This window comes from Cyanobium usitatum str. Tous (assembly GCF_963920485.1).
Taxonomy (GTDB): Bacteria; Cyanobacteriota; Cyanobacteriia; order PCC-6307; family Cyanobiaceae; genus Cyanobium_A; species Cyanobium_A usitatum_A.
Genome location: NZ_OY986431.1, coordinates 1,305,895 through 1,325,142, shown reverse-complemented (window position 1 = coordinate 1,325,142; position 19,248 = coordinate 1,305,895). Strand labels below are relative to the sequence as shown.

The 19,248-nt window shown below is 60.0% G+C and carries 33 protein-coding genes; 15 read left to right on the top strand and 18 right to left on the bottom strand.

Features of this window, described 5'->3' with window-relative positions; all coding sequences use genetic code 11:
• Positions 1-256: 256 nt before the first annotated feature.
• Both U9970_RS07250 and U9970_RS07245 read right to left on the bottom strand, forming a co-directional pair.
• Positions 257-469 carry a DUF3955 domain-containing protein gene (locus U9970_RS07250; RefSeq protein ID WP_322765960.1) on the bottom strand — a complete coding sequence of 71 codons (213 nt, stop codon included), beginning with the start codon at positions 467-469 and terminating at the stop codon, positions 257-259.
• The gene (locus tag U9970_RS07245; protein ID WP_322765959.1) at positions 466-882 is read right to left on the bottom strand and encodes a lysozyme inhibitor LprI family protein; all 417 of its coding nucleotides are present in this window, start codon (positions 880-882) and stop codon (positions 466-468) included. The genes U9970_RS07250 and U9970_RS07245 overlap by 4 nt, the downstream gene beginning before the upstream one ends.
• 85 nt (positions 883-967) lie before the next feature.
• Between U9970_RS07245 and U9970_RS07240 the strand changes: the two genes are divergently transcribed.
• The gene (locus U9970_RS07240) at positions 968-1,318 is read left to right on the top strand and encodes a hypothetical protein (RefSeq protein WP_322765958.1); all 351 of its coding nucleotides are present in this window, start codon (positions 968-970) and stop codon (positions 1,316-1,318) included.
• 8 nt (positions 1,319-1,326) lie between these two features.
• On the opposite strand, the gene U9970_RS07235 is transcribed toward U9970_RS07240, so the two are convergent.
• Positions 1,327-1,542 carry a hypothetical protein gene (locus U9970_RS07235; protein WP_322765957.1) on the bottom strand — a complete coding sequence of 72 codons (216 nt, stop codon included), beginning with the start codon at positions 1,540-1,542 and terminating at the stop codon, positions 1,327-1,329.
• Positions 1,543-1,623: 81 nt separating this feature from the next.
• Here U9970_RS07235 and U9970_RS07230 point away from each other — a divergent pair, with 81 nt between their 5' ends.
• On the top strand, positions 1,624-2,073 hold the full coding sequence (locus U9970_RS07230; RefSeq protein WP_322765956.1) for a VOC family protein: 450 nt from the start codon (positions 1,624-1,626) through the stop codon (positions 2,071-2,073).
• 183 nt (positions 2,074-2,256) lie between these two features.
• Here the strand turns inward: U9970_RS07230 and U9970_RS07225 are convergent, their stop codons facing one another.
• The 6 genes from U9970_RS07225 to U9970_RS14275 form a co-directional block, all read right to left on the bottom strand.
• Positions 2,257-2,601: a hypothetical protein gene (locus U9970_RS07225; protein WP_131594551.1), complete on the bottom strand. Its 345-nt coding sequence runs from the start codon at positions 2,599-2,601 to the stop codon at positions 2,257-2,259.
• A 39-nt stretch (positions 2,602-2,640) separates the two neighbouring features.
• Entirely contained in the window at positions 2,641-3,087 is a 447-nt protein-coding gene (locus tag U9970_RS07220) for a cupin domain-containing protein (RefSeq protein ID WP_322765955.1), read from the bottom strand.
• A gap of 290 nt (positions 3,088-3,377) precedes the next feature.
• A complete protein-coding gene (locus U9970_RS07215; protein ID WP_322765954.1) occupies positions 3,378-3,758 on the bottom strand; it encodes a hypothetical protein in 381 nt (126 codons plus the stop codon).
• 445 nt (positions 3,759-4,203) lie between these two features.
• On the bottom strand, positions 4,204-4,902 hold the full coding sequence (locus U9970_RS07210) for a response regulator transcription factor (protein WP_322765953.1): 699 nt from the start codon (positions 4,900-4,902) through the stop codon (positions 4,204-4,206).
• A gap of 16 nt (positions 4,903-4,918) precedes the next feature.
• Positions 4,919-5,113, bottom strand: a complete 195-nt coding sequence (locus U9970_RS07205; RefSeq protein ID WP_322765952.1) for a hypothetical protein — start codon at positions 5,111-5,113, stop codon at positions 4,919-4,921.
• Positions 5,092-5,301: a DUF3955 domain-containing protein gene (locus tag U9970_RS14275; protein WP_407653094.1), complete on the bottom strand. Its 210-nt coding sequence runs from the start codon at positions 5,299-5,301 to the stop codon at positions 5,092-5,094. Before U9970_RS14275 ends, U9970_RS07205 begins: the two co-directional genes overlap by 22 nt.
• A 203-nt stretch (positions 5,302-5,504) precedes the next feature.
• Between U9970_RS14275 and U9970_RS07200 the strand changes: the two genes are divergently transcribed.
• The 7 genes from U9970_RS07200 to U9970_RS07170 all read left to right on the top strand — a co-directional run bounded on the left by U9970_RS07200 (position 5,505) and on the right by U9970_RS07170 (position 9,358).
• Positions 5,505-5,765, top strand: a complete 261-nt coding sequence (locus U9970_RS07200; RefSeq protein WP_322765951.1) for a hypothetical protein — start codon at positions 5,505-5,507, stop codon at positions 5,763-5,765.
• A 30-nt stretch (positions 5,766-5,795) separates the two neighbouring features.
• A complete protein-coding gene (locus U9970_RS07195) occupies positions 5,796-6,164 on the top strand; it encodes a hypothetical protein (protein WP_322765950.1) in 369 nt (122 codons plus the stop codon).
• 28 nt (positions 6,165-6,192) lie between these two features.
• The gene (locus tag U9970_RS07190) at positions 6,193-6,849 is read left to right on the top strand and encodes an SPFH domain-containing protein (protein ID WP_322765949.1); all 657 of its coding nucleotides are present in this window, start codon (positions 6,193-6,195) and stop codon (positions 6,847-6,849) included.
• Positions 6,850-6,912: 63 nt separating this feature from the next.
• Positions 6,913-7,134, top strand: coding sequence for a hypothetical protein (locus tag U9970_RS07185; RefSeq protein ID WP_322765948.1), 222 nt, complete (start codon positions 6,913-6,915; stop codon positions 7,132-7,134).
• Between the two features lie 97 nt (positions 7,135-7,231).
• Positions 7,232-8,596 carry a DUF4041 domain-containing protein gene (locus tag U9970_RS07180; RefSeq protein WP_322765947.1) on the top strand — a complete coding sequence of 455 codons (1,365 nt, stop codon included), beginning with the start codon at positions 7,232-7,234 and terminating at the stop codon, positions 8,594-8,596.
• Entirely contained in the window at positions 8,593-8,850 is a 258-nt protein-coding gene (locus U9970_RS07175; protein ID WP_322765946.1) for a hypothetical protein, read from the top strand. Before U9970_RS07180 ends, U9970_RS07175 begins: the two co-directional genes overlap by 4 nt.
• Positions 8,851-9,043: 193 nt before the next feature.
• The gene (locus U9970_RS07170) at positions 9,044-9,358 is read left to right on the top strand and encodes an HTH domain-containing protein (protein WP_322765945.1); all 315 of its coding nucleotides are present in this window, start codon (positions 9,044-9,046) and stop codon (positions 9,356-9,358) included.
• Between the two features lie 13 nt (positions 9,359-9,371).
• On the opposite strand, the gene U9970_RS07165 is transcribed toward U9970_RS07170, so the two are convergent.
• Positions 9,372-9,653, bottom strand: a complete 282-nt coding sequence (locus U9970_RS07165) for a hypothetical protein (protein ID WP_322765944.1) — start codon at positions 9,651-9,653, stop codon at positions 9,372-9,374.
• A complete protein-coding gene (locus tag U9970_RS07160) occupies positions 9,640-10,299 on the bottom strand; it encodes a tyrosine-type recombinase/integrase (protein ID WP_322765943.1) in 660 nt (219 codons plus the stop codon). The genes U9970_RS07165 and U9970_RS07160 overlap by 14 nt, the downstream gene beginning before the upstream one ends.
• Before the next feature lie 147 nt (positions 10,300-10,446).
• On the opposite strand from U9970_RS07160, the gene U9970_RS07155 reads away from it, so the two are divergent.
• Both U9970_RS07155 and U9970_RS07150 read left to right on the top strand, forming a co-directional pair.
• On the top strand, positions 10,447-10,692 hold the full coding sequence (locus U9970_RS07155) for a GlsB/YeaQ/YmgE family stress response membrane protein (protein WP_197162514.1): 246 nt from the start codon (positions 10,447-10,449) through the stop codon (positions 10,690-10,692).
• A 68-nt stretch (positions 10,693-10,760) separates the two neighbouring features.
• Positions 10,761-10,982, top strand: a complete 222-nt coding sequence (locus U9970_RS07150) for a CsbD family protein (RefSeq protein ID WP_322765942.1) — start codon at positions 10,761-10,763, stop codon at positions 10,980-10,982.
• A gap of 15 nt (positions 10,983-10,997) precedes the next feature.
• Here U9970_RS07150 and U9970_RS07145 read toward each other — a convergent pair whose 3' ends face one another.
• Positions 10,998-11,267 carry a hypothetical protein gene (locus U9970_RS07145; protein ID WP_322765941.1) on the bottom strand — a complete coding sequence of 90 codons (270 nt, stop codon included), beginning with the start codon at positions 11,265-11,267 and terminating at the stop codon, positions 10,998-11,000.
• Between the two features lie 144 nt (positions 11,268-11,411).
• Positions 11,412-11,780, bottom strand: coding sequence for a thermonuclease family protein (locus tag U9970_RS07140; RefSeq protein ID WP_322766064.1), 369 nt, complete (start codon positions 11,778-11,780; stop codon positions 11,412-11,414).
• A gap of 1,124 nt (positions 11,781-12,904) precedes the next feature.
• Here U9970_RS07140 and U9970_RS07135 point away from each other — a divergent pair.
• Positions 12,905-13,924: an ABC transporter ATP-binding protein gene (locus U9970_RS07135; protein ID WP_407653093.1), complete on the top strand. Its 1,020-nt coding sequence runs from the start codon at positions 12,905-12,907 to the stop codon at positions 13,922-13,924.
• Positions 13,924-14,790, top strand: coding sequence for an ABC transporter permease (locus U9970_RS07130; RefSeq protein WP_322765939.1), 867 nt, complete (start codon positions 13,924-13,926; stop codon positions 14,788-14,790). Before U9970_RS07135 ends, U9970_RS07130 begins: the two co-directional genes overlap by 1 nt.
• A 657-nt stretch (positions 14,791-15,447) precedes the next feature.
• On the opposite strand, the gene U9970_RS07125 is transcribed toward U9970_RS07130, so the two are convergent.
• The 3 genes from U9970_RS07125 to U9970_RS07115 all read right to left on the bottom strand — a co-directional run bounded on the left by U9970_RS07125 (position 15,448) and on the right by U9970_RS07115 (position 16,389).
• The gene (locus tag U9970_RS07125; RefSeq protein ID WP_322765938.1) at positions 15,448-15,648 is read right to left on the bottom strand and encodes a hypothetical protein; all 201 of its coding nucleotides are present in this window, start codon (positions 15,646-15,648) and stop codon (positions 15,448-15,450) included.
• Between the two features lie 21 nt (positions 15,649-15,669).
• Positions 15,670-15,918, bottom strand: coding sequence for a DUF1651 domain-containing protein (locus U9970_RS07120; protein WP_322765937.1), 249 nt, complete (start codon positions 15,916-15,918; stop codon positions 15,670-15,672).
• A gap of 324 nt (positions 15,919-16,242) precedes the next feature.
• Positions 16,243-16,389, bottom strand: a complete 147-nt coding sequence (locus tag U9970_RS07115) for a hypothetical protein (RefSeq protein ID WP_322765936.1) — start codon at positions 16,387-16,389, stop codon at positions 16,243-16,245.
• A 343-nt stretch (positions 16,390-16,732) separates the two neighbouring features.
• Between U9970_RS07115 and U9970_RS07110 the strand changes: the two genes are divergently transcribed.
• Positions 16,733-16,900, top strand: a complete 168-nt coding sequence (locus U9970_RS07110) for a hypothetical protein (protein ID WP_322765935.1) — start codon at positions 16,733-16,735, stop codon at positions 16,898-16,900.
• An 18-nt stretch (positions 16,901-16,918) separates the two neighbouring features.
• On the opposite strand, the gene U9970_RS07105 is transcribed toward U9970_RS07110, so the two are convergent.
• Complete coding sequence (locus U9970_RS07105; protein WP_322765934.1) at positions 16,919-17,320, bottom strand: RidA family protein; 402 nt, start codon at positions 17,318-17,320, stop codon at positions 16,919-16,921.
• Between the two features lie 74 nt (positions 17,321-17,394).
• Between U9970_RS07105 and U9970_RS07100 the strand changes: the two genes are divergently transcribed.
• Positions 17,395-18,501, top strand: coding sequence for an ABC transporter ATP-binding protein (locus U9970_RS07100; RefSeq protein WP_322766063.1), 1,107 nt, complete (start codon positions 17,395-17,397; stop codon positions 18,499-18,501).
• Here the strand turns inward: U9970_RS07100 and gloB are convergent.
• Positions 18,498-19,241 (bottom strand): hydroxyacylglutathione hydrolase, encoded by a 744-nt coding sequence (gene gloB, locus U9970_RS07095; RefSeq protein ID WP_322765933.1) that lies wholly within the window; start codon positions 19,239-19,241, stop codon positions 18,498-18,500. The genes U9970_RS07100 and gloB overlap by 4 nt on opposite strands.
• Between the last annotated feature and the right edge of the window lie 7 nt (positions 19,242-19,248).

Genomic DNA, 19,248 nt, shown 5'->3' with positions numbered 1-19,248 from the left:
GTCCATGCAGGATCTGCATGGCTCCAGACAGATCATTTGGGCAAGCGAGTCGGCCAGAGCGAGGGGCACGGTTTCTTATGAGGGTCCGCATATGAACCAGGCCTGAGGGTCCATCTGCCCGAGAGTGATTGCCACGCAGTGGGTTTAGGGTCAAAGTGGTAATGACTTCGGGTTCTTATGCAGACCAACAGGGGCCTGGCTATTTTTTAACTAGGATCCGCCCATATAGCGTTCGGAAGTGGCTCGGTACTGATCCTTACCGGCGCTTGGCTGGCTTCCTCCACAACAGGCCGGCGATTCCGGTCCCAATACCGGCTCCGCCCAGGAGATAGCCGATTGGAATCAGGGCGAAAGCCTCCCTGAGCGTGCCATCGGCCTCTACCCGCGCCCCGATCAGTCGGTAGGCCACGGCGCAGGCCACCGCGCCGGTGAGCAGCAACAGCGATAGCCGGATGAGCGGGCGTTTCATGGCCGCAGCTGCTCCAGCAGGGTCTGGGTGAGCGCCAGCTCACAGCGCGTCGTGAAGATGCCGTAGCCCGTCCCCTGGAAGCTCACCGACTTGGCGTAGGCGCACACCTTGCGGCGTTCGGCTCGGAAAGCACGCGCCTGCTCGTTTGGGTCGGCACTCGTTTTGTAGAAGCCGGTGAGGTTGGCGCGCCAGAGCGTCTGGAAGGTTTCGCTCGGCACTTGCCTGGCCTCGCTGGCCACCCGCACCAAGGCCTTCTCCAGCTCCCGATCCTTGGCTTGGAGGGCTTCCATCACGCAGCGGGTTTCGGCCACGGTGCTTTCTGAAGGGGTGCAGACCTCCGCTGCTTGTGCCGGCAGCGGCAGCAGCAGCGGCACCAGGGAGGCAGCCAGCAGCAGGTGGAGACAGGTGCGCATCGTGGGCCTTTTCTCCAGACGGATTTGCCACCAGACAGATTGTCATGCTGGGAGCTGGTTTTCAGAGTCGCCGCGCCTCTTCCCCATGACCAGCCTGTTCTCCCGGCTCCCACTGGTGCTCACGGCCATCGCCGGCTGCCTTGTCAGCCACCCGGCTGCCGCATTGGCAGCCCCGGCAGGCAGCAACCTGGCGGTGCTGCTTCAGGCAGCGGGCGGCCAGCCCCTGGGCCTCTACGACGGTGTGCGCTTCGTGCGGATCAACGCCACCGACGGCACCCGCATCACCGTCACGATCAACTGCGAGCAGGAGCTCTGGCGGGTGGCCCGCATTGAGCCCAGAACCGGCCGAGCGGCCTTCCGCGACGATCGCTTCCAGAGTGCTGCCGGCATCGGCCGCAGCCGCTGGTGCACCACCCCCGTGCGCACGATGGAGTGAGTCTGGGCTCACTCCTCCAGCAGCTGCACCTGGTACACGGCCACATTGCTGTGGGCAAGCGAGCGCACGATCTCAGGCACCATCTGCATCGGGGTGCAGAGCGTCAGCGAGCGGCGCCTGCCGGCGGCCATCTCCACCAGGTGCTGGGGATCGATGCTGGTGGAGCGCTGCTGCGCTGCAGCCTCAAACACCTCCACCGCTGGGCTCTTCCCGGAACCCAGCACAAACAGCACCCGCCGGGGCGTCTCGCTGTAGTCGCGGAGTGGGCGAAATCAAGGTTGAATGAGCAGCATCGCGGCCAAACCATGATCAGCATCGAACAGGTCGACCATATCGGCATACGCATTACCGATAAGGCGTGTGCGCTGCGCTTTTACGCACTGCTTGGCTTCAAGGTCGAGGTCGAGTCCGATTTTGAGCCTGTGACCATCCTCAAGAACCCTGCTGGAGTCGAGCTCAACCTGATCATCAACGGTGTCGACACCACCGGCGGGAAGAACGTGCTGATGGACGTGCCTGAAAAACATCCTGGCCTGACACACGTGGCGCTGCGCGTCAAAGACATTCGGGAGACCATTGCCACACTGCGGGAAAACAACATCACCATTACGCAGGGGCCGGTGACGTTCGGCGACGGGCATGTCTCGGTGTTTGTGCGCGACCCGGACCGCACCACGCTGGAATTGCGTGCACGCATGACCGAAAATGACGCCAAGGGCATCGAGGGCTTGGAGTTCTACAACCCCAAGGGTTAGCTACGGGCCGAGAGGCAGCATCACGGTGCCAGCTCTTACCGCCATGCACCATTAAGAGTTTGCTGAAAAACCCCGTCGTCTCTGCGAAAATGGGCCAACTGCCCAGCTGAGATGCGAGGTCAGCGTTCAGGAGGGAAAACGCGGCCAGCAAGGCAGTTTTTCTGCAAACTCTTAAGCGAATCGTCAGGCGAACTTGCGGGGATAAGGGGTGTTCCCGGCCAGTTCAAGGTTGATCTCACGGCAAATGTTCAGCAAAGCGCCGGTCCCCATATCGGGACCGTTGGGGCCATCGATGAAGGCCTGGAATTCAACGTCGCTGATGCCATCACGCACTTCCCAGATGCAGAAGGCAGGTCCTTCAAGACCAGTGGGGTTGAAACAATGGTTGTAGTAGCCAGCTTCAAGATTGCGGGTTACGGCTTCGTCCCAGCCACCACCAGGGGCCAGGGCCTTTTGAACGGTCTCAAACCATTTCTGTGAGGTTCCGGCACGGAATTCGTGCTGAACATGAAAAAAGCGGGATGACATTGGTTGATTCGGGATGGGGATGAATGGGAAAGCGGTGAATCAACCAGCGATGGTGACGCCTTCCTTGGTCACGATCTCGACCACCTTGGCCATGTCGTGAAGATCCTTTTCGTTGGCCTTCAGGCTCTTGAACACGGATTCGACACCGCCAGGCTGACCAACCATCACGTAGCGGCAGAAGTCGCCATTGGGTGTGGGAGCGTGAACGACACCAGCCTTGACCTGATAGCAACCACCCGTTCCCACAACGGTGGTTTCACAATTGATGTTGAGGTTGAGCTCCCCTTCCAGCACAAGATAGGTTTCATCCCAGGCGTGGGTGTGAGGGGGCTGGCCCACCCCACCGGGTGTTGCGAATTCGGCCACGCTGTATTTTCCGTCGGTCTGCTCGGTGGTGAGGCGCAGGGTGATGGAGTCCCCCAGCACATTGCACACTTCTGGTTCTTGGTTCAGCGGGCCGGGCACGTTGATCTTGTCGAAACTCACTCCTTTATAAAGAATTCGCTCGTTCAGCGATGTATAGCAAAGCACCGAACAAAGGCATCACCAGCACAATGCCTGCCTCGGGGGCCTCGAGCTTAAGAGTTTGCTGAAAAACCCCGTCGTCTCTGCGAAAATGGGCCAACTGCCCAGCTGAGATGCGAGGTCAGCGTTCAGGAGGGAAAACGCGGCCAGCAAGGCAGTTTTTCTGCAAACTCTTAAGCGATGTTCTTTGACGGCGTCGGCGCCCAGCACCCGCAGGGAAGGATGTCGACAGTGATGGCCCTCGTCACATCTCAGAACCCAACTTTTACCTTCACTGGTGCCTGGGGATTCATTCTTTCCACCTGGATCGGTTTGCTCTCATCCACCTTGACCTGGATCGGCTGGGCATTGCGTACCTGCACCTCCACCGGCGTTCTGTTACTCACGCTCAGATTGATCGGAATTGTCTCAACCACTTTCACCGCCAGGCTGCGGGTGGGTTCAATCTGAACCGCCCTTGGCATGTTCAGCTCCCCCTTGATCTTGCCGCTGAGTTGCAGCGGCTCCGTAAAGCTGTGCTCCAGCTTCACCTGGATTGGATGTTTGCTGAGGCGCACCAAGCCGGCGAGTGCCATCCCGCCGAGCGCTAGTGCTGTGACCGGCCAGCGCAGCTTCAGCCAGTGGGGAGTCATGCAGCTGGGTAGAGCGACCCATATTAAATGACGTAGGGCGTGGAATGCGTACGCGGCGGCGGGCGAGCCTGCTCCGCGGCGACCACCAGGGTGAGCCGGTGCCCTGCTGATGCTCCAATTTGCGGTGTTTTTCTCCCACGGCGCAGGCTTTGGCGTCTAGGTGGCGATGGCGTTGGACGCAGCCCACGCCCAGCACCCGACGGGGCGGCTGTCGATAGTGACGGCTGAGCCACTCGATGGCCAAGACCGCCACAAGCTTCTGAGGGCGTGGCTCAGGGGGCAGGGGTGAGCCGGACAACCTTGGGCAACCCTTGGCTTCTGTCACTCGCCGTCACTTTTTTGGTGGCGTCGCGGGTGTCAAATCAAGGCTATGACTGGGATCTAGCTTGCTGCAGCCGGGACTCCCAAAGTCAGACCTCCAGGTCTTTAACCCTCTGAAGCCCAGTCACTCACCGCTGACCAACCCACGCCGCACGCCAATCACAGCCGCGTGGGTACGGTCCTTGGCCTGGAGCTTGCAAAGGATGTTGGTGATGTGGGTTTTGATTGTTTCGGCGGAGACGATCAGGGCCTCCGCCATCTCCTTGTTGGTGTAACCACGAGTGACCAGCTGCAGCACCTCCTGCTCTCGCTCTGACAACGCGTCTAAGGGATCTGGGCCATCACCACGGTTGGTGGAGCGCAACGCATCGACCCCTAGCTTGTCGGCGTAGATCCCGCCGCCTGCCACTGCACGGATGGCATCCACCATCGTGCCCTGGGCCAGCTGGCTCTCCACCACCACGCCATTGCAGCCGAGCTCCAGCGCCTGACGAAGCAGCGCAGGGGATTCACTCTGGAGGATCAGCAGCGTGCGCAGGTCCGGGCAGAGCCCATGGGCTTGCTTCACCAGTCCGAGACCGCTGCCGGCTTCCAGGTGCTCAGTCACGAACAGGTAGCCCGGCTGATGGCGTGCAATCAGCCCGAGAGCCTCAGCTTCAGTGGTTACCGCACCCACCAACGAAGCGGGCTCAGGTGCTGCGCAGACAAAGAGCGATAGCAAAGCCCTGCTGCCAAAGCAGGCCACCGTGCTGCTGCCTGCCATGAGGTTGAACATCTGCTCGCGGCTATCCGCTAGCTGGGGGATGCGGGGAGTGATGTCCATCGCATCGATTGTGCGCTCAGTCGTTGTCGATGGCAATCACGCCGGCGACTAGCCCTGGATATAGGAGAGCGGCCTGCTGCCAGGCGCTCTGCCGCGTTGGCGCCAGAAGCTGCACAACCTCAAGCTCTTCAGAGCTGGGGATGGCTGATCGCAGGATCACCTCAAATCGGCGTAAGGCCAGATCCCTGTTCATGGCTTGCGGGGCCGCCAAATGAGGGAGAGCGTCAAGGAGGCGATGCTCCCTGCGGCAAGGCCGTAACCAATTGGGATCAGGCCAAACGGCTCCCGAAGGATTCCATCAGGCCCCACCCGTGAGCCGATGGCTTGAAAAGAGACGGCGCATGCCAGAGCGCCACCCAGCAGGAGCACCGACGCCCATTGGTAGGTGTCACTTCGCATTCTCACGAATATTTAGATCGCTGCGATCAGTAGACATCACATCCGATTGAGATTGATCCCCCATCTGGGGGATCTCTTGGTTTCGAGAAACAACATTTGATGGGACGCAACATTCCCCCGGATGGGTGATGTAGGGGTGCATTGCATTGAGCGATGGTGAATGCATCGGAGGGGGAGCACCCCCGAGTCACCCGACAACCACCATGAAACTCTTCACCGCACTCGCAGCAATCACCCTCATTGCAGCTCCTGCTCAAGCTGGCGGTCGTGAACAAGCCTATGCAGGCGGAGCCCTCTATGGCGCGACATGCGCAGTGATGAAAGGCCGCATCAACGAGTCACAAGCCGGCCTTGTCACTGCAATGACTTTGCGCCTGAAAGGCATCAGCACCAGCTACGCCACCGATCCAATGGCGCAACAGGTCTCCCGTCTGATGTACGTCCAGAACGGTGGTTGTCGTTGATCACCACCTACCCACCTAACGAGTCACCCCATGAAACTCTTCCCTTTCTTCGCCGCTGCAGCCCTCACCCTCGCTGCAACCCCTGCCCAAGCCTTTGACATCCCTGCCTTGGTCGAAGTTGCAACCCTTCAAGTGCGGAATCGTGAATTTGCCAGAGCCTGCAAAACCATGACCTTTGTAAAAAATGAAGCTGTAAAGCAAGGCATGAGCGCCTCCACCCAAGCCCTTATTAACGACAGGGCAGTTAAAGCCTGCAACCTTGCAGACGCTTCACCTGTGACCGTCCAAACCGTTGACCCAATCAAAACAGCCTGCCTTGCCAAGTGGGGGACGGACTATGTGATGGTCGCTTATTGCCACAAGACACAGACCGAGGCCAAAAGCGCCTTAGGTCTTTGATCCCCCCACCCACCACCGAGTCACCACCATGAAAAAACGTTTCCTCTTCCCTCTCACCGCCATGGCTGCCTTATCAGCCTTCGGCTTTATCGGAGCCAGCCTTGGCACCCAGATGGTTGAAGACGACATCAAATCCTGCAACGCTCGCGATACTCACGCCTGCACAAGACTGCTAGCGCTTCCTGCTCCCACTGCTTTTAGCGACCGCGTTACCAACCCTGCTTTTACTAAGCCATTGGCAAAGCGCATTGAGACAGAGCGTCTTGCCAAAGAGCAGCAGGCCCGCATTGCAGCTGACCTTGTAGAAGCCCGCAAAAAAGCAGACGCAGCTCTTGCCAAGCAAGACGCCGAACGCAAGCAAGCTGCGGCCAAAGCTGAAGCAGACTTCAAAGCTGAGGGTTGGTGGGAGCAAGAGCCTGGAATCTTTGTCCGTTGGTGTGGCGGTGATGATGGCTATTGCCCTGGCAAAGAAAGCTATCAGGACTATTCCTGGAGAGCCATGGTCTGGTGCAAAGAACGCGCCTGTGGTGACATCTACGCAAGGCTGAACATCAGCCAGAACGGCACTGTTGTCGGTTGGACCAATGAAACAGCTTATGGAGGCTATGGGCAAAAAGTTGTCCTTACCTTTGGCTCCCATACCCGTGGCAGCGGCAGGATCGTTGAGTTCAACGCTCGCGGCTGATCTCTACCACCCACCTACCGAGTCACCCCATGAAAACCCTCCTCGCCACAGCTTTTGCTGCACTTGCCCTCGCTACCCCTGCGCAAGCGTTTACCCAGTCTGAGCTTCGCGCTTGGGGCACCTCCTTCCGCGAAGCCGGCGCCATGGCCTGGCCTGCCGGAGGAGGTTGAGGTGCACACCCGCAAGCGACATGGCGCCTGGGGGCGCAATGGCCTGGTCAGCCAGGCGCGCGCCCGGGAGCTGTGGCGCCAGCACCGCCAGAAAGGCTGGCTGCCAGAGGCCTGACCCCTCTCCACTGAGCCAAGCCTCGTAAAGGATTTCAGGCCCCAGAAATCTCTAAGGCAAGGGCTGGCCTACTTGTAGATCAACACCACCACCAACCATGGTCCTGCTGCTTCTGCTGGCTATAGCTGCCATCGTCTGGAGCATTAGCCAGCTCCGTTCCTCGAAACGTGCCCAGGCCAAGCTCCAGCGTGAGCTTGAGCTATTAGAGCAGCGCTACAAGCCCATCGTTGACGTCGATCAGGAGGTTGACCGGGCAAAGGAGCGGCTCAGCGAATTGATGGTCCAGCACGGTCGCATCGAGGCTGAGATCGAATCTGCCAAGCGTGGCCTTACCCGTATCCATGAGGAGCTGGCGCTGGCAAACGATGCAGCCTTCCTTGTTGAGATCGGCTATTACGAGCCGCGCTACGACTTTGAAGACCTGCCCAGCTACGAGGCTGAACTACAGCGGATCAGGGAGAAGCAGAAAGCCATGCTCCGTGAGGACGGAACTGGTGACAACAGGAGAGCCGCCGCTTTTGCTACCCAATCCCTGTCCTTTAACGGCTCAGCAACCCAAGGGCGAGCAGCCCAGAAGAAGACCATCAAGCTGATCCTGCGAGCTTTTAACGGTGAGAGTGACTCCTTCATTGCCCGTGTCAGCTACCGGAACGCCGAAGCCATGGAGAAGCGCATCCGGTCTGCGTTTGATGCGATCAACGCAATCACCCAGAAATACGATTTCTGCGAGCTAAACCCTCGCTACTTGGACCTGCGTGTTCAGGAGCTGCAGCTGGTCTACGAATGGGAGGAGGCCAAGCAACGGGAGAAGGAGGAGCAGGCGAAGGTCCGTGAGCAGATGAGGGACGAGGAGAAGGCTGCAAGAGAAGCTGAGAAGGCACAGCAGCAGGCCGACAAAGAGGAGTCCAAGTACCAGGAGCTGCTTCAGAAGGCCGAGCAGGAGGTCTTGATTGCCAGCGAAAAGGACAAGGCCAAGCTCAACTCCAAGATCGAGGAGCTACAGCAGCGCATCGCTGAGATCGAGGAGAAGAAGCGAGCGATCAGCCAGGCGATGCTCACCAAAACCGGCCACGTTTACATCATCAGCAACGTTGGCAGCTTCGGGGAAAACATCTACAAGATCGGCATGACCAGAAGACTGGAGCCGATGGATCGGGTTAAAGAACTGGGCGATGCCTCCGTGCCATTCCCCTTCGATGTTCACGCCATGATTCGCACCAGCGATGCGCCCAGCCTTGAGAACGCACTGCACAAACACTTCAACCAACGCCGGCTGAACTTGGAGAACGAGCGCAAGGAGTTCTTTCGGGTGTCCATCGACGAGATCAGGCAAGAGCTGGATCAGCTGAGGAACAACCTAGGGATTGACTCAGAATTGCGGCTGACCCTGCTGGCAGAGGCCAAGGAATACCGAATGAGCGAGGCCAAGCGGAAGCACCTGGAAACCAGCTGGAATCAATGAACCCCGATAGGAAACGGGGCTGGCTAGTCGCTGCAGCTTTGGTCGGAGCCCTGTTCACCGTTCAAAGCTGCAATACCGAAAACATGAAGCGCGCCTACCTCGGAGTGAGGGAGTGCATTGGTTACGAGCCCGGTGCCACGCTTGATGACGCCACTGAACTGGAGGCATGGCGCCGCTGCTGGACTGAAGAAGGCTGGGAACGATGGAGGGAAGTGCAGCGCAGCTACGGGGATGGCGGCGGCAGCGATCCCTGACCCCCACCTGCAACCCACTCGTGTGCCAGTTGACGGCACCCAGCAGCAGAGTCGCAGCAGAGTTGAGACCACGCCCTGGAGCCCTGCTGGCTTGTTAGCGGACGTTTGTTCCGCTGGCAGAAATCCCTGTCACAGCAACGGTTTTGCAGGGGTGGGTGGCACCGCAGAGTCGGGGGAAGCAACGACCAATCCAATGGACTTCCGCAAACTCTGCTCAGCCCTGCGCCTGCTGGAGACCCAGGGAGGCGATGCCCGCATTGCTGATGCCCAGATCATCGCCCTGCTCATGGAGCGCGGGCCCCAGACCTATGAGCAGCTGTGCTCCCACCTGGCGCTGAGTAACTCAGCTGTCAGCCGGACTGTGCAGCGGCTCTCGGCCATCAACCGCAAGGGCAAGCCGGGCTTCGGTCTGGTCGCAGTGGAGCGTGATCCTCGTGAGGGCCGGCGGTATCTGGCACTGCTCAGCCAGAGGGGACGGGTGTTCCTCGACGGCATTGAGGCGAGCTGAGCGGTGCTGCTGATCAGCTCCCTGGCTCAAGGCTGCGCAGCAATTCGGCCTGCTCAGGCGTGAGCGGTAGCGGCATGGCGTCGTCAGGGATCAGGACCACCCACTCTTCGTTCAGCCAGGCGTAGGTAAAGCCGTTGATCTCCTGCTCCAGCACCGGCTCATCCAAAGCAACATGAACGCTGCCGTCAGGGCCCTCCTCGACATACTGCGGGTCGATCATCCCTTCCTTCAAGGCCATCTGGCGGGCGTTGGGAGCAATGGTCAGCCAGTTGGCCGGGCCATCAGCAACCTGCATGCAGATCTGGCCACCAGCTCCAATCGCGTTGTTCCATTGCGGTCAGCATCTGAGGGATAGGAATGCCTGCTCTGCTGTATCTGGCGGTCATGGACTTTGACCCATGCCCCAGTACTTGCTCGATCATGCGCTGTTCGCAGCCAGCATCGACGAGTTGTTGAGCGGTGAAATGCCGGGCCGAATGGAACACCGCTGTGGGGTCAGTAATGAGTGCCTGCTTCCGAATCAACTTCCCCAATCGGACTGAGGCGTAGTGGCTGAGCCTGGGGTCTGCCGCTGGTGGTGTGGGTTCTGGGAATAGCAACCCATCTGATTGGCCCTCCACCCAGTCCAGGAAGGATTCCAGTTGCAGCGCCTGAGGGATGGGTATGACCCGGCAGCTGGAATCATTCTTCAGTCGCCGTTCTTCGCTGGGGTGAATGTTCACCACAGGGATGCCATCCACCAGGGCGATGTCTTCTTTCCTAATGCCGGCCAATTCTTCGAGCCTGCACCCCAATGCCAGCCCCAGCGGTAATGCCCAGCGGTCGAGGGGTCTGCCCTGTTGGTGGCGGCTGATGCGGATCAGCGTTGCAGCCTCCTCCAGGGTGAAGGGTCTGCGCTTCCTGCTGGTGCCGCTGCTGTTGCGGATGCTGCGACCGGCCATGCGATCGAGCACCGCCTGAGGGACAGGCAGGCCATCGCTGTGAGCGGCGACGGCGGTAGCAAGGACTACGAAGTTCTACGAGACCATGGCGGTCGCAACCACGAGGGTTACGATCCGATGGCGCTCCTCTCCCGAGCAGGTTCCACCATGAACGTTCTCTGGTTCCTCCTCGTCGGCGTGATTGCCGGCTGGCTTGCCGGGGTTCTCGTCAAAGGGGGAGGCTTCGGGCTCGTCGGGGATCTGGTGGTGGGCATCATCGGCGCCCTGCTCGGTGGTCTTCTCTTCAGCGGTCTCGGTGGGGCAGTGGGCGGCGGCCTGCTGGGCAGCATTGTGGTGGCCACCCTCGGTGCGGTGATCCTGCTGGTGGTGCTCAGGGTGCTCAAACGGGCCTGATCCCTCCTTCCATGGATCCATCACTTCGCTGGGCCTAACGTTCTCACCAGTTCCTTCACCTCATCGCCATGAGCCTGGAAGACAAGATCAAGGCCTCCGCCAAGGATGCCGAGGGCAAGCTGCAGGCTGCGGCCGGTGAGCTCACCGGTGATGATCAACTCAAGGCCGCAGGCGAGGCCAAGCAGCTTCAGGCCAAGGTGATCGATGCCGCCGGTGGCCTCAAGGACAAGGTGGCGGATGCTGCCGATGCCGTCGGCGACGCCTTCAAGGGTCTGGGCAACAAGGCCTGACCTTTTGCCGTTTGCTCAGCGGCGCCTTGACCGCCCAGCCCCTGCGCGGCCACGGCCTGCCAGCATCCGATACGCCTGAAGCAGCGGGGCGATCGCGATCACGACTGTCGATTGCAGCATCGGCACGACGATGATCGTCATCCGCTGCACCAGTCGATGTTCGGGCACGGTGTGGAAGCGGTAGCTGTCGATTCCCAGGAGGAGCGTGCCTCCCAGGGAGAGCACCAGCACAGCGACGAACAGCCGGACTGTGCAGCGGCTCTCGGCCATCAACCGCAAGGGCAAGCCGGGCTTCGGTCTGGTGGCAGTTGAACAGGACCCCCGAGAAGGCAGGCGGAACCTGGCACTGCTCAGCCAGAAGGGACGGGTCTTCCTTGACGGCATTGGGGCGAGCTGAACGGTGCTGCCTAGGGGCGGTTGCGTGGTGGTCTACTGCCCCTTCCTGAAGTCCCAGGGCTTGGCCTCATTGCCCCAGCGCCAGACACCCTGCCGGCCCCGCTCAGCCTGTGCCTCAGCGCCTAGGTAAGCGTTCGCATCGCAGCCGCTCAGGTAGTCCCGGTAGGCGTAGGCCATGCCCAATCGCACCATTTCCAGGTTGATGTTGCGGCCACCCGCGTAGACCTCAGCAACAGTGCGGCCATAGCGGTCAACCGTCTGCGGCTTGATCTCGACTGGGCCAGCACCCAGCAGTTGCTTCAAAACCAGGGTTGCTTGTGTGCCGCTCTCCCCCTGGGCGGTCTCTGGTGCGTCAATGCAAGCCATGCGGATCGTCACCTTCTGCCCCTTGGCGGTGGTCACCCGAATGGTGTCGCCATCACCCACTGATACCAGCGTTGCAGGGCCAGCAACGGCAGCTGCTACAGGCTTCGGTTGGCTACGTCTTGGCGCTGGTGCTGGTGCCGGTGCGCTGTAAACAGATCGGCTCGGACTGGGGCTGGGGCTTGGGCTCCCGCCGCCGTGGCAGTGGTAGTCGCCTGTTTTCTTGTTGGTATGGCAGCCGCTGGCATCCACCCCGCCACCATGGGCTAGCTCAGCTGTTGGAGCTAGACCTCAATGACGAGGCTCCAGTGCTTCAAGCGGCCGAGTAGCTGCAAAAAAAGCTTGATTTCTGGATTAAAGGTTACTGTAACCGTGAGCGTAGTGAATTAACGATCTGTTAGCTCATCCACATCAATTACGAGCTGCAGTCTATTGCCGCTCGCAGGTTCACTACCGCATGGCTCTGATCACTTTCTGCCGAATCGAGGCAAACCGAGTCAATGGGGGTGGGAGCTGTCAAGAAAAACCAGACCACCGCAATAAGTGGGCGCGAGATCACCGTGCAAAATACGCAGCTCAAGTACCAATAGCGAAGTATTTGTGCAATTTCAGCAATGCAAGGTGTAAATTGCGTGGCAAATGCAAGGGAGTCGGTGGTCTGGAGGATATTTATGGTTGACTTAAAGCTTACAACTTGTGCTGCACTTGCCTATGTAGTTTATGCCCGAGAACCCAACCATTCCAACACATTTCCCTCAGTCGCTGACCTGAGCTCCTGTCGCTACGAAAACCGCTTCTCGATTGTCTTGAATCACTATTTACTTACGCCCGAATCCCCATGTTTATCAAAAGACTGTTTCATCACACAACTAGCCAATTATTCAACTCTGTCCTTGAAGGCGCAATAGCTTGCTGGATTATCTCCATCTCCTACCTCAAGCTTTGGGCCGTCTTTGCGTCTCCAGTGCAATGGGTGGCATGCCATGCATTAAGGACGCAAATTCGCAGATCTGGTCATGATTTTTTGTGACATTTCTAGAAAATAAAATCAGCAATGACCGCTGGCCAGTCTGGTTTCGAGAATTTCCTCAAGCGCGGTCATTGATTTTCTTGGGTGCCCTCATGTAAAATTTTGATAAGGAGTTTTTCTTTATAGGTATTTGGTGATTGATCTGCATCGTCTGAACAAGCGTTACAATGCGCCCAAGGGTCTCTCAATTTCCGCTCTTAATAATCTCTCCTTGCAGGTGCCGGCGGGCAGCCTTTATGGCCTGCTTGGCCCCAATGGCGCCGGCAAAAGCACCGCCCTGCGCATTCTTTGTACCCTGCTCGCACCCGACAGCGGCACGGTGCGGGTAGCGGGCCTCGACGCCCTGGCCGATCCCCGGGGGGTGCGCCGGTTGCTGGGCTACGTGGCCCAGGACGTGGCGATCGACAAGATCCTCACGGGGCGTGAATTGCTGCAGCTCCAGGGCGACCTCTATCACCTGCCACGGCGCCAACGCAATCGCCGAATGGCTGAATTGATCGATCTGATGGGCATGGGCGATTGGATCGATCGCCGCTGCGGCAGCTATTCGGGCGGGATGCGCCGCCGGCTCGATTTGGCAGCTGGTTTGCTGCACAGTCCCCAGGTGTTGGTCTTGGACGAGCCCACCGTGGGCCTGGATATTGAGAGTCGGGCCAGAATTTGGCAGGTGTTGCGCCAACTCCGTGATGGCGGCACCACGGTCCTGCTCAGTACCCACTATCTCGAAGAGGTGGATGCCCTGGCCGATCACCTGGCGATTATAGAATCGGGCACCGTGATTGCCGAAGGGGCCCCCTCCTCCCTCAAGGCGGCCTTGGGCGGTGATCGGCTCACCTTGCGGGTGCGGGAATTCAGTGATGCCAACGAAGCGGCCACGGTGCAAGCCCTGCTCCAAGACTGCCCAGGGGTGCGGCAGGTGGTGGTCAACCAGGCCCAGGGCTATTCGCTCAACTTAGTGATTGAGCACGATGAGGTGGTGGAGCAGCTGCGCCAGCAATTGGCCACCGCCGACTTGCCCGTGTTTGCCTTAGCCCAGAGCCGCCCTAGCCTGGACGATGTGTATCTCCAGGCCACTGGCCGCACCCTGATGGATTCGGAGCTGGCCGTGGCCGGTAGCCGCGATCTCAAAGCCGAACGCAAAGCAAGCATGTGATGACCATCTCCAATCCCACCATCTCCAATCGCTCGCAGGAAGCTGCAGAGCAGCCCTCCGCCCTGGCCGAGATCAGCCAGGAAACCCTGGCGCTCACCAGGCGACTGTTCCTGCAGTTGCAGCGCCGCCCCTCCACCCTGGTGGCTGGAGTGTTGCAACCGCTGATCTGGTTGGTATTGTTTGGGGCTTTGTTTGCCAAGGCTCCCGCAGGCCTGCTGCCAGGTGGTATCAGCTACGGGCGGTTCCTTGGGGCTGGGGTGATTGTCTTCACCGCCTTTAGTGCGGCACTCAACGCCGGCCTACCGGTGATGTTTGATCGGGAATTTGGCTTTCTCAACAGGCTGCTCGTGGCACCCCTGCGCTCCCGCAGTTCGATCGTGCTGGCTTCCGTGCTTTACATCACCAGCTTGAGTCTGGTCCAGAGCTTGGCGATCATGGCTACCGCTGCCCTGTTGGGCTACGGCTGGCCCGGGGGGGTGGGCATGCTGTTGGTGCTCATCACCCTGTTGCTGTTGGTGTTTGCGGTCACGGCCTTGAGCCTGGGCTTGGCCTTTGCCCTGCCGGGTCACATTGAGTTGATCGCTGTGATCTTTGTGGCCAACTTGCCGCTGCTTTTTGCAAGCACGGCGTTGGCACCCCTGTCGTTCATGCCGAGTTGGTTGGGCTGGCTTGCATCCCTGAATCCCCTTACCTTCGCGATTGAACCGATTCGCGCTGCATATTCCGGCCAGTTCTCTCTCACTGCCGTTGTGTTGGAGGCCCCCTACGGTGACATCACCGCTGGCAGCTGCTTGATGGTGTTGGCTTGTTTGGCAGTAGGGTTATTTCTCCTAATTCGACCATTGCTGGATCGCAAGCTCACCTGAAGCCCAATCCAGTGGCAATAAGCCTGGGTCGCATCCGAAGATGCTGGCCAGTAGCACGCAGAAACTTGGTCACTTCCTTGAAGTTAATGATCACGATTGCTCGCTAATAATCTAGTGAAGGCCTGGACAGCTGCCTAGAAAAATTGGCTTCGCAGTAGGGAGATTAATCTCATACGTTTGTCTGCCTAGAGCCCTGGTGTTGTCCAGAAACTCCCTAGGCAGATCGGCACTCACATCTACTTCTGTGCCGACGATAGTCGGAGCAATAACCAAACATTTGTCGAAGGCGATTTTCTTGTGACCTAGGCGAGTAGCTGCTTGAACTGGAACTGCTCGACCTATGTCACCAAAGAGGTACTTGTTCTCCCCATAGGGTTGCCTAGCTGCGAAATCGCAAGACTAAGCTCTGACTAGTTGCCCTGCCTATCAAGCAGGTGCGCGACGGCATGCAACAGTGTGCGGGCAGAACCAACTGGGAATCGTTGCCAAAGCAGGTAAGGCTGTGGCCAAATTACCACTGAAGTTGGTCTAGTGGGTTTGGCCCACTACCACTATAGATGATACCCCTGCGTAACTATGTATATGAAAGTGATGACAGGGCAAGGCCACATGGGCTCCAGACTCCTCAGTGTTAGGTGGCCTGGGGTGCCTTAACGCTTACACATTGTTTTCCACGCTCGATGCCATCCCCGGCTCCTCACCGTCGTCCACGATCCGGTAGTACTCACGCTCGTCTGAGCAACACACATCGGCGTAGTAGCGCTCAACCACTGCATAGGCCGCGTCATAGCTGTCGAACACCTGACCGGCTATGCCGTCGCTAATGCCGTCGTCGCGGCAGATCCGATAGCTGCTCATGGCATCTGTCACTCGCTTTGCTCAGACATCTACGCCAGCGCCCCACTGGGGGTCTACCTGCTTCCACCCCTCGGCCTTCAGCCTTAGCCAAAGCTGCCTGGCGTCGTTACGGCGCATATGACTGCGGGTCTTGAGCAGCGGTGGCGCACCAGGCAGCGGCCGGCCTAAATCGACAAAGTACATCGGATGTGCGCTCCAGCTCTTGGGATCGAATTGGAACCGCATTGTGCTGGCGGTCTTGGGGTCCTGGATCCACGCCTGCTTGCTCACGCCACCCCTGCGGCAAGTACTTCAGTACTAGCTCGCAAGGCCATCAGAGGTCAAGCTCTTGGCCGCAGCACCAGCCACACCACCACCAACAAGCTGGTGATGCTCACTCCGGTGAAAATCCAATCGGCGTAGGGCGTCCAAGCCATCAGCTTTGGCTTCTGTCACTCGCCGTCACTTTTTTGGTGGCGTCGCGGGTGTCAAATCAGGGCTAGGACTGGTGTTTAGCTTGCTGCAACCGGGACTCCCAAAGCACCCGCGCTACCAAGCTGCGCCACGCCCCGCTGGAAAGAGCTTAGGGGTGCGTCGGCGCCATTAAGCAAGGGTTCAGCGGCCTATGGATCGGATCAGGTCCAGGAGGTTGCCACCAGCAGCTGGCGGCTCGACGCCTCGATCGATAAACCAGAGATAGCCGGCTAGGGCATTCAGCCCAATTACCAGCAGCCAGACCCGCCAACCCTCTGGCAGTTTCATCTAAATCGCAGACAGGCGTGTCCATCATCCTGGTCCCGGCCTGGACAGGCCAGGCAATGAGCACTTGACAAAGCATTTTTTCACCTACAGTACAGGTGTATTAATTGCTCAGGGTCATGGTTTCCACTTCAACCTCCACCCCGGTCTCCTCCCCGTACGCCGTCTTCCGCGCCGAAGACTGGCCATCGCTTTTGCTGCCCGTTTGCGGAGCTCCGGTCAGGGGTAGACCTCAAGCCTCTGGGCCTTGCCCGAGCTCAGCGCTGGTGCAGGGCGACTTGTTTGAATTCCTGCTCCCCGCGCCTGGCTAGTGTTGAAATCAACATTCGGGGACCCGGTCATGGAGATGAGCTCCGGCAACGGCGACTCCACTGATATCGATCGCTCGGTGATGAAGTGGGGCCAGGATGGGGAGCTATCCGTCCTCGACCTGCGTTCAATCCTGGAGCGACTCAGCGCCGTAGACGAGCAAGCAGCCGGGCTGATGGATTGCCCCTTGAATCCACCCAGCTAATTCCTTTGCAATCAGTTGCTAAGCAGCTAGGGCAATGCAGTCGATTTCCACCCGAGCCCCCTTGGGAAGAGCCGCTACTTCGACGCAGGCCCGCGCCGGCGATACCCCATCGCTAAAGAGCTCCGCATAAATCGCATTAACCCGAGCGAAATCTCCTAGGTCTGCCAGGAAGACCGTAGTGCGTAGCACCTGCCCTGGGCTGCTGCCTCCAGCTTCCAAAACGGCCTGCAAGTTGCTGAGCACCTGGCGGGTCTCGGCCTCCACATCGCCAGCCCCCACCATCAAGCCAGTGGCAGGATCAAGGGCGATCTGACCAGAGCAATACAGCACTCCCCCCGCCTTCACTGCCTGGTTGTAAGGGCCTACTGGCGCAGGGGCGCTGGCGGTGATTACGGCTTCGGGCTGCATCGGGTGACTCATGCCAGGTCAGGATGGTGGCTGAGCCTATGGCCCTAGCCGGTCCTGCGCCGATCGCCAGCCCCCTTACTGAGCTGATGCCTGCCGAGTTGCCGTTGCGCGAACACGTGCAACTGCAAGGCCTATGGCACCGCTACGCCAATGCCACCGCAGGCGAATGGACGCTGCAGGGCATTGATCTAGCCCTCCATCAGGGCGAATTGGTGGGCTTGCTTGGGCCCTCCGGTTGCGGCAAAACCACCCTGCTGCGCTTGATCGCCGGCTTTGAGCGCCCAGAGCGAGGCTCGGTACTGATCGATGGCCGGGCCGTGGCCGGTCCCGGCCGCTGGCTACCACCGGAGCGTCGCGGCGTTGGCATGGTTTTCCAGGACTACGCCCTATTCCCCCACCTCGACGCTTGGCGCAATGCCTGTTTTGGCCTGCGGCGCGGTCAGGACAGCAGCCGGGCTAGTTGGTTGCTGGAGCTTCTCGGGCTCAATGGCTTGGAGGGCCGCTATCCCCACGAGCTTTCGGGCGGCCAGCGCCAGCGGCTCGCATTGGCTCGGGCCCTCGCGCCGGGCCCCTCCGTCGTGCTCCTCGATGAACCCTTCTCGAACCTCGATGTGGAGGTGCGCCTGCGGCTGCGCAGCGAGCTACCCGCCGTGCTTTCGCGCTGTGGTGCTAGCGGCCTGATCGTTACCCACGATCCGGAAGAAGCACTTGCCATCTGTGATCGGGTGGCGGTGTTGCGCGATGGGGTGCTGCACCAATGCGCCAGCCCCAGGCACCTTGTACAGCACCCCGCTACCTCCTTTGTGGGGCGTTTTGTGCTCCAAGGCAACCTGCTGCCGGCCCAGCGGCGTGGTGATCAGGTGATCACAGCCCTAGGCAGCCTGCACGCCACAACCGGCTCCTCCCTGCAGCCCCAAGGGGGAGTTGCAGGCGATCGCGAGGAGGTGCTGGTCAGTCCGGAAGCGATTGGCCTCCATCCAGATACGGATGGCGAGGCCTGGGTGCAGGGGCGTGAATTCCTGGGCCGGGAATGGCTCTATCGAGTCCAGCTCGGTGATCTGAAACTGCGGCTGCGCTTGCCTTTGGAGGCCGAATACAGCCGGGGCCAACGCTGCCGGCTAGCCCTGCGCCCCGGAGCCCTTGGTGTGCTGTTCCCATCCCAGCAGGCCCTGCAGGTTCTCCCCCCTCCCTAGCTGGGCCAGTGGTCCTTGCTAAGTCGCAGCTCGGCGAACTGCTCCGGGCCGCTGGCTCGCACAAACAAATTGGTGGCCCGCTCCAGCTCCACGCTGCTGGGAATGGTGGCTTCCCCCCGGGCCCGCGTCGCCCCAACCGCCGCCAGCCGCGCCTCGATAGCGCCTGCGCAGGGATCGCTGGCTGCCACCACCGCGGCAGCCCAGCCCAAATTGGCTTGCGTGTATTCGTGGGCGCACCACACCTTGGTGGCTGCAGGTAGCTGGGTCAGCCGCTGCAGCGATGCATGCATTTCGGCTGCGCTGCCCTCAAACAAGCGCCCGCAACCGCCAGCAAACAGGGTGTCGCCGCAGAACAGGTGCCCGCAAGCGGGCAGGTAGTAGGCGATGTGGGCGCGGGTATGACCCGGCACGGCGATCACCTGCACCCGCTCACCCAGCAACTCAAAGCTGTCGCCATCGCCCACCCCCTTGGTTTGCAGCGGAATTCGCTGCAGGTCGTCGCGGCTGGCCAGCACCGCCGCCTTGGGCCAGCGGGCCAGCAGGCCGGGGGTGCCGCCGATGTGGTCGCTGTGGTGGTGGGTGTGCAGGATCGCCACCAGCTCCAGCCCCTGCTGCTCGAGGGCAGCGATCACTGGCTCTGCCACCGCAGGATCGACCACCACCGCCTGTCCCTGGCGTTGCAGCAGAAATATGTAGTTGTCGCGCAGTACCGGAATCAGCCCGACGCTGAGTTGCTGCATCGTTAAA

Bases quoted from the DNA above. Each gene is read 5' to 3' on its own strand.
- U9970_RS07240 (WP_322765958.1), top strand. From the start codon at position 968: ATGACCAGCCTGTTCTCCCGGCTCCCACTGGTGCTCACGGCCATCGCC.
- U9970_RS07170 (WP_322765945.1), top strand. From the start codon at position 9,044: ATGGACTTCCGCAAACTCTGCTCAGCCCTGCGCCTGCTGGAGACCCAG.
- U9970_RS07115 (WP_322765936.1), bottom strand. From the start codon at position 16,389: ATGAAACTGCCAGAGGGTTGGCGGGTCTGGCTGCTGGTAATTGGGCTG.
- U9970_RS07230 (WP_322765956.1), top strand. From the start codon at position 1,624: ATGATCAGCATCGAACAGGTCGACCATATCGGCATACGCATTACCGAT.
- U9970_RS07225 (WP_131594551.1), bottom strand. From the start codon at position 2,601: ATGTCATCCCGCTTTTTTCATGTTCAGCACGAATTCCGTGCCGGAACC.
- U9970_RS07105 (WP_322765934.1), bottom strand. From the start codon at position 17,320: ATGAGTCACCCGATGCAGCCCGAAGCCGTAATCACCGCCAGCGCCCCT.
- U9970_RS07175 (WP_322765946.1), top strand. From the start codon at position 8,593: ATGAACCCCGATAGGAAACGGGGCTGGCTAGTCGCTGCAGCTTTGGTC.
- U9970_RS07215 (WP_322765954.1), bottom strand. From the start codon at position 3,758: ATGACTCCCCACTGGCTGAAGCTGCGCTGGCCGGTCACAGCACTAGCG.
- U9970_RS07155 (WP_197162514.1), top strand. From the start codon at position 10,447: ATGAACGTTCTCTGGTTCCTCCTCGTCGGCGTGATTGCCGGCTGGCTT.
- U9970_RS07110 (WP_322765935.1), top strand. From the start codon at position 16,733: ATGAGCTCCGGCAACGGCGACTCCACTGATATCGATCGCTCGGTGATG.
- U9970_RS07250 (WP_322765960.1), bottom strand. From the start codon at position 469: ATGAAACGCCCGCTCATCCGGCTATCGCTGTTGCTGCTCACCGGCGCG.
- U9970_RS07150 (WP_322765942.1), top strand. From the start codon at position 10,761: ATGAGCCTGGAAGACAAGATCAAGGCCTCCGCCAAGGATGCCGAGGGC.
- gloB (WP_322765933.1), bottom strand. From the start codon at position 19,241: ATGCAGCAACTCAGCGTCGGGCTGATTCCGGTACTGCGCGACAACTAC.
- U9970_RS07195 (WP_322765950.1), top strand. From the start codon at position 5,796: ATGAAACTCTTCCCTTTCTTCGCCGCTGCAGCCCTCACCCTCGCTGCA.
- U9970_RS07125 (WP_322765938.1), bottom strand. From the start codon at position 15,648: ATGAGCAGCTATCGGATCTGCCGCGACGACGGCATTAGCGACGGCATA.
- U9970_RS07190 (WP_322765949.1), top strand. From the start codon at position 6,193: ATGAAAAAACGTTTCCTCTTCCCTCTCACCGCCATGGCTGCCTTATCA.
- U9970_RS07180 (WP_322765947.1), top strand. From the start codon at position 7,232: ATGGTCCTGCTGCTTCTGCTGGCTATAGCTGCCATCGTCTGGAGCATT.
- U9970_RS07100 (WP_322766063.1), top strand. From the start codon at position 17,395: ATGCCTGCCGAGTTGCCGTTGCGCGAACACGTGCAACTGCAAGGCCTA.
- U9970_RS07245 (WP_322765959.1), bottom strand. From the start codon at position 882: ATGCGCACCTGTCTCCACCTGCTGCTGGCTGCCTCCCTGGTGCCGCTG.
- U9970_RS14275 (WP_407653094.1), bottom strand. From the start codon at position 5,301: ATGCGAAGTGACACCTACCAATGGGCGTCGGTGCTCCTGCTGGGTGGC.
- U9970_RS07210 (WP_322765953.1), bottom strand. From the start codon at position 4,902: ATGGACATCACTCCCCGCATCCCCCAGCTAGCGGATAGCCGCGAGCAG.
- U9970_RS07165 (WP_322765944.1), bottom strand. From the start codon at position 9,653: ATGCAGGTTGCTGATGGCCCGGCCAACTGGCTGACCATTGCTCCCAAC.
- U9970_RS07130 (WP_322765939.1), top strand. From the start codon at position 13,924: ATGACCATCTCCAATCCCACCATCTCCAATCGCTCGCAGGAAGCTGCA.
- U9970_RS07160 (WP_322765943.1), bottom strand. From the start codon at position 10,299: ATGGCCGGTCGCAGCATCCGCAACAGCAGCGGCACCAGCAGGAAGCGC.
- U9970_RS07200 (WP_322765951.1), top strand. From the start codon at position 5,505: ATGAAACTCTTCACCGCACTCGCAGCAATCACCCTCATTGCAGCTCCT.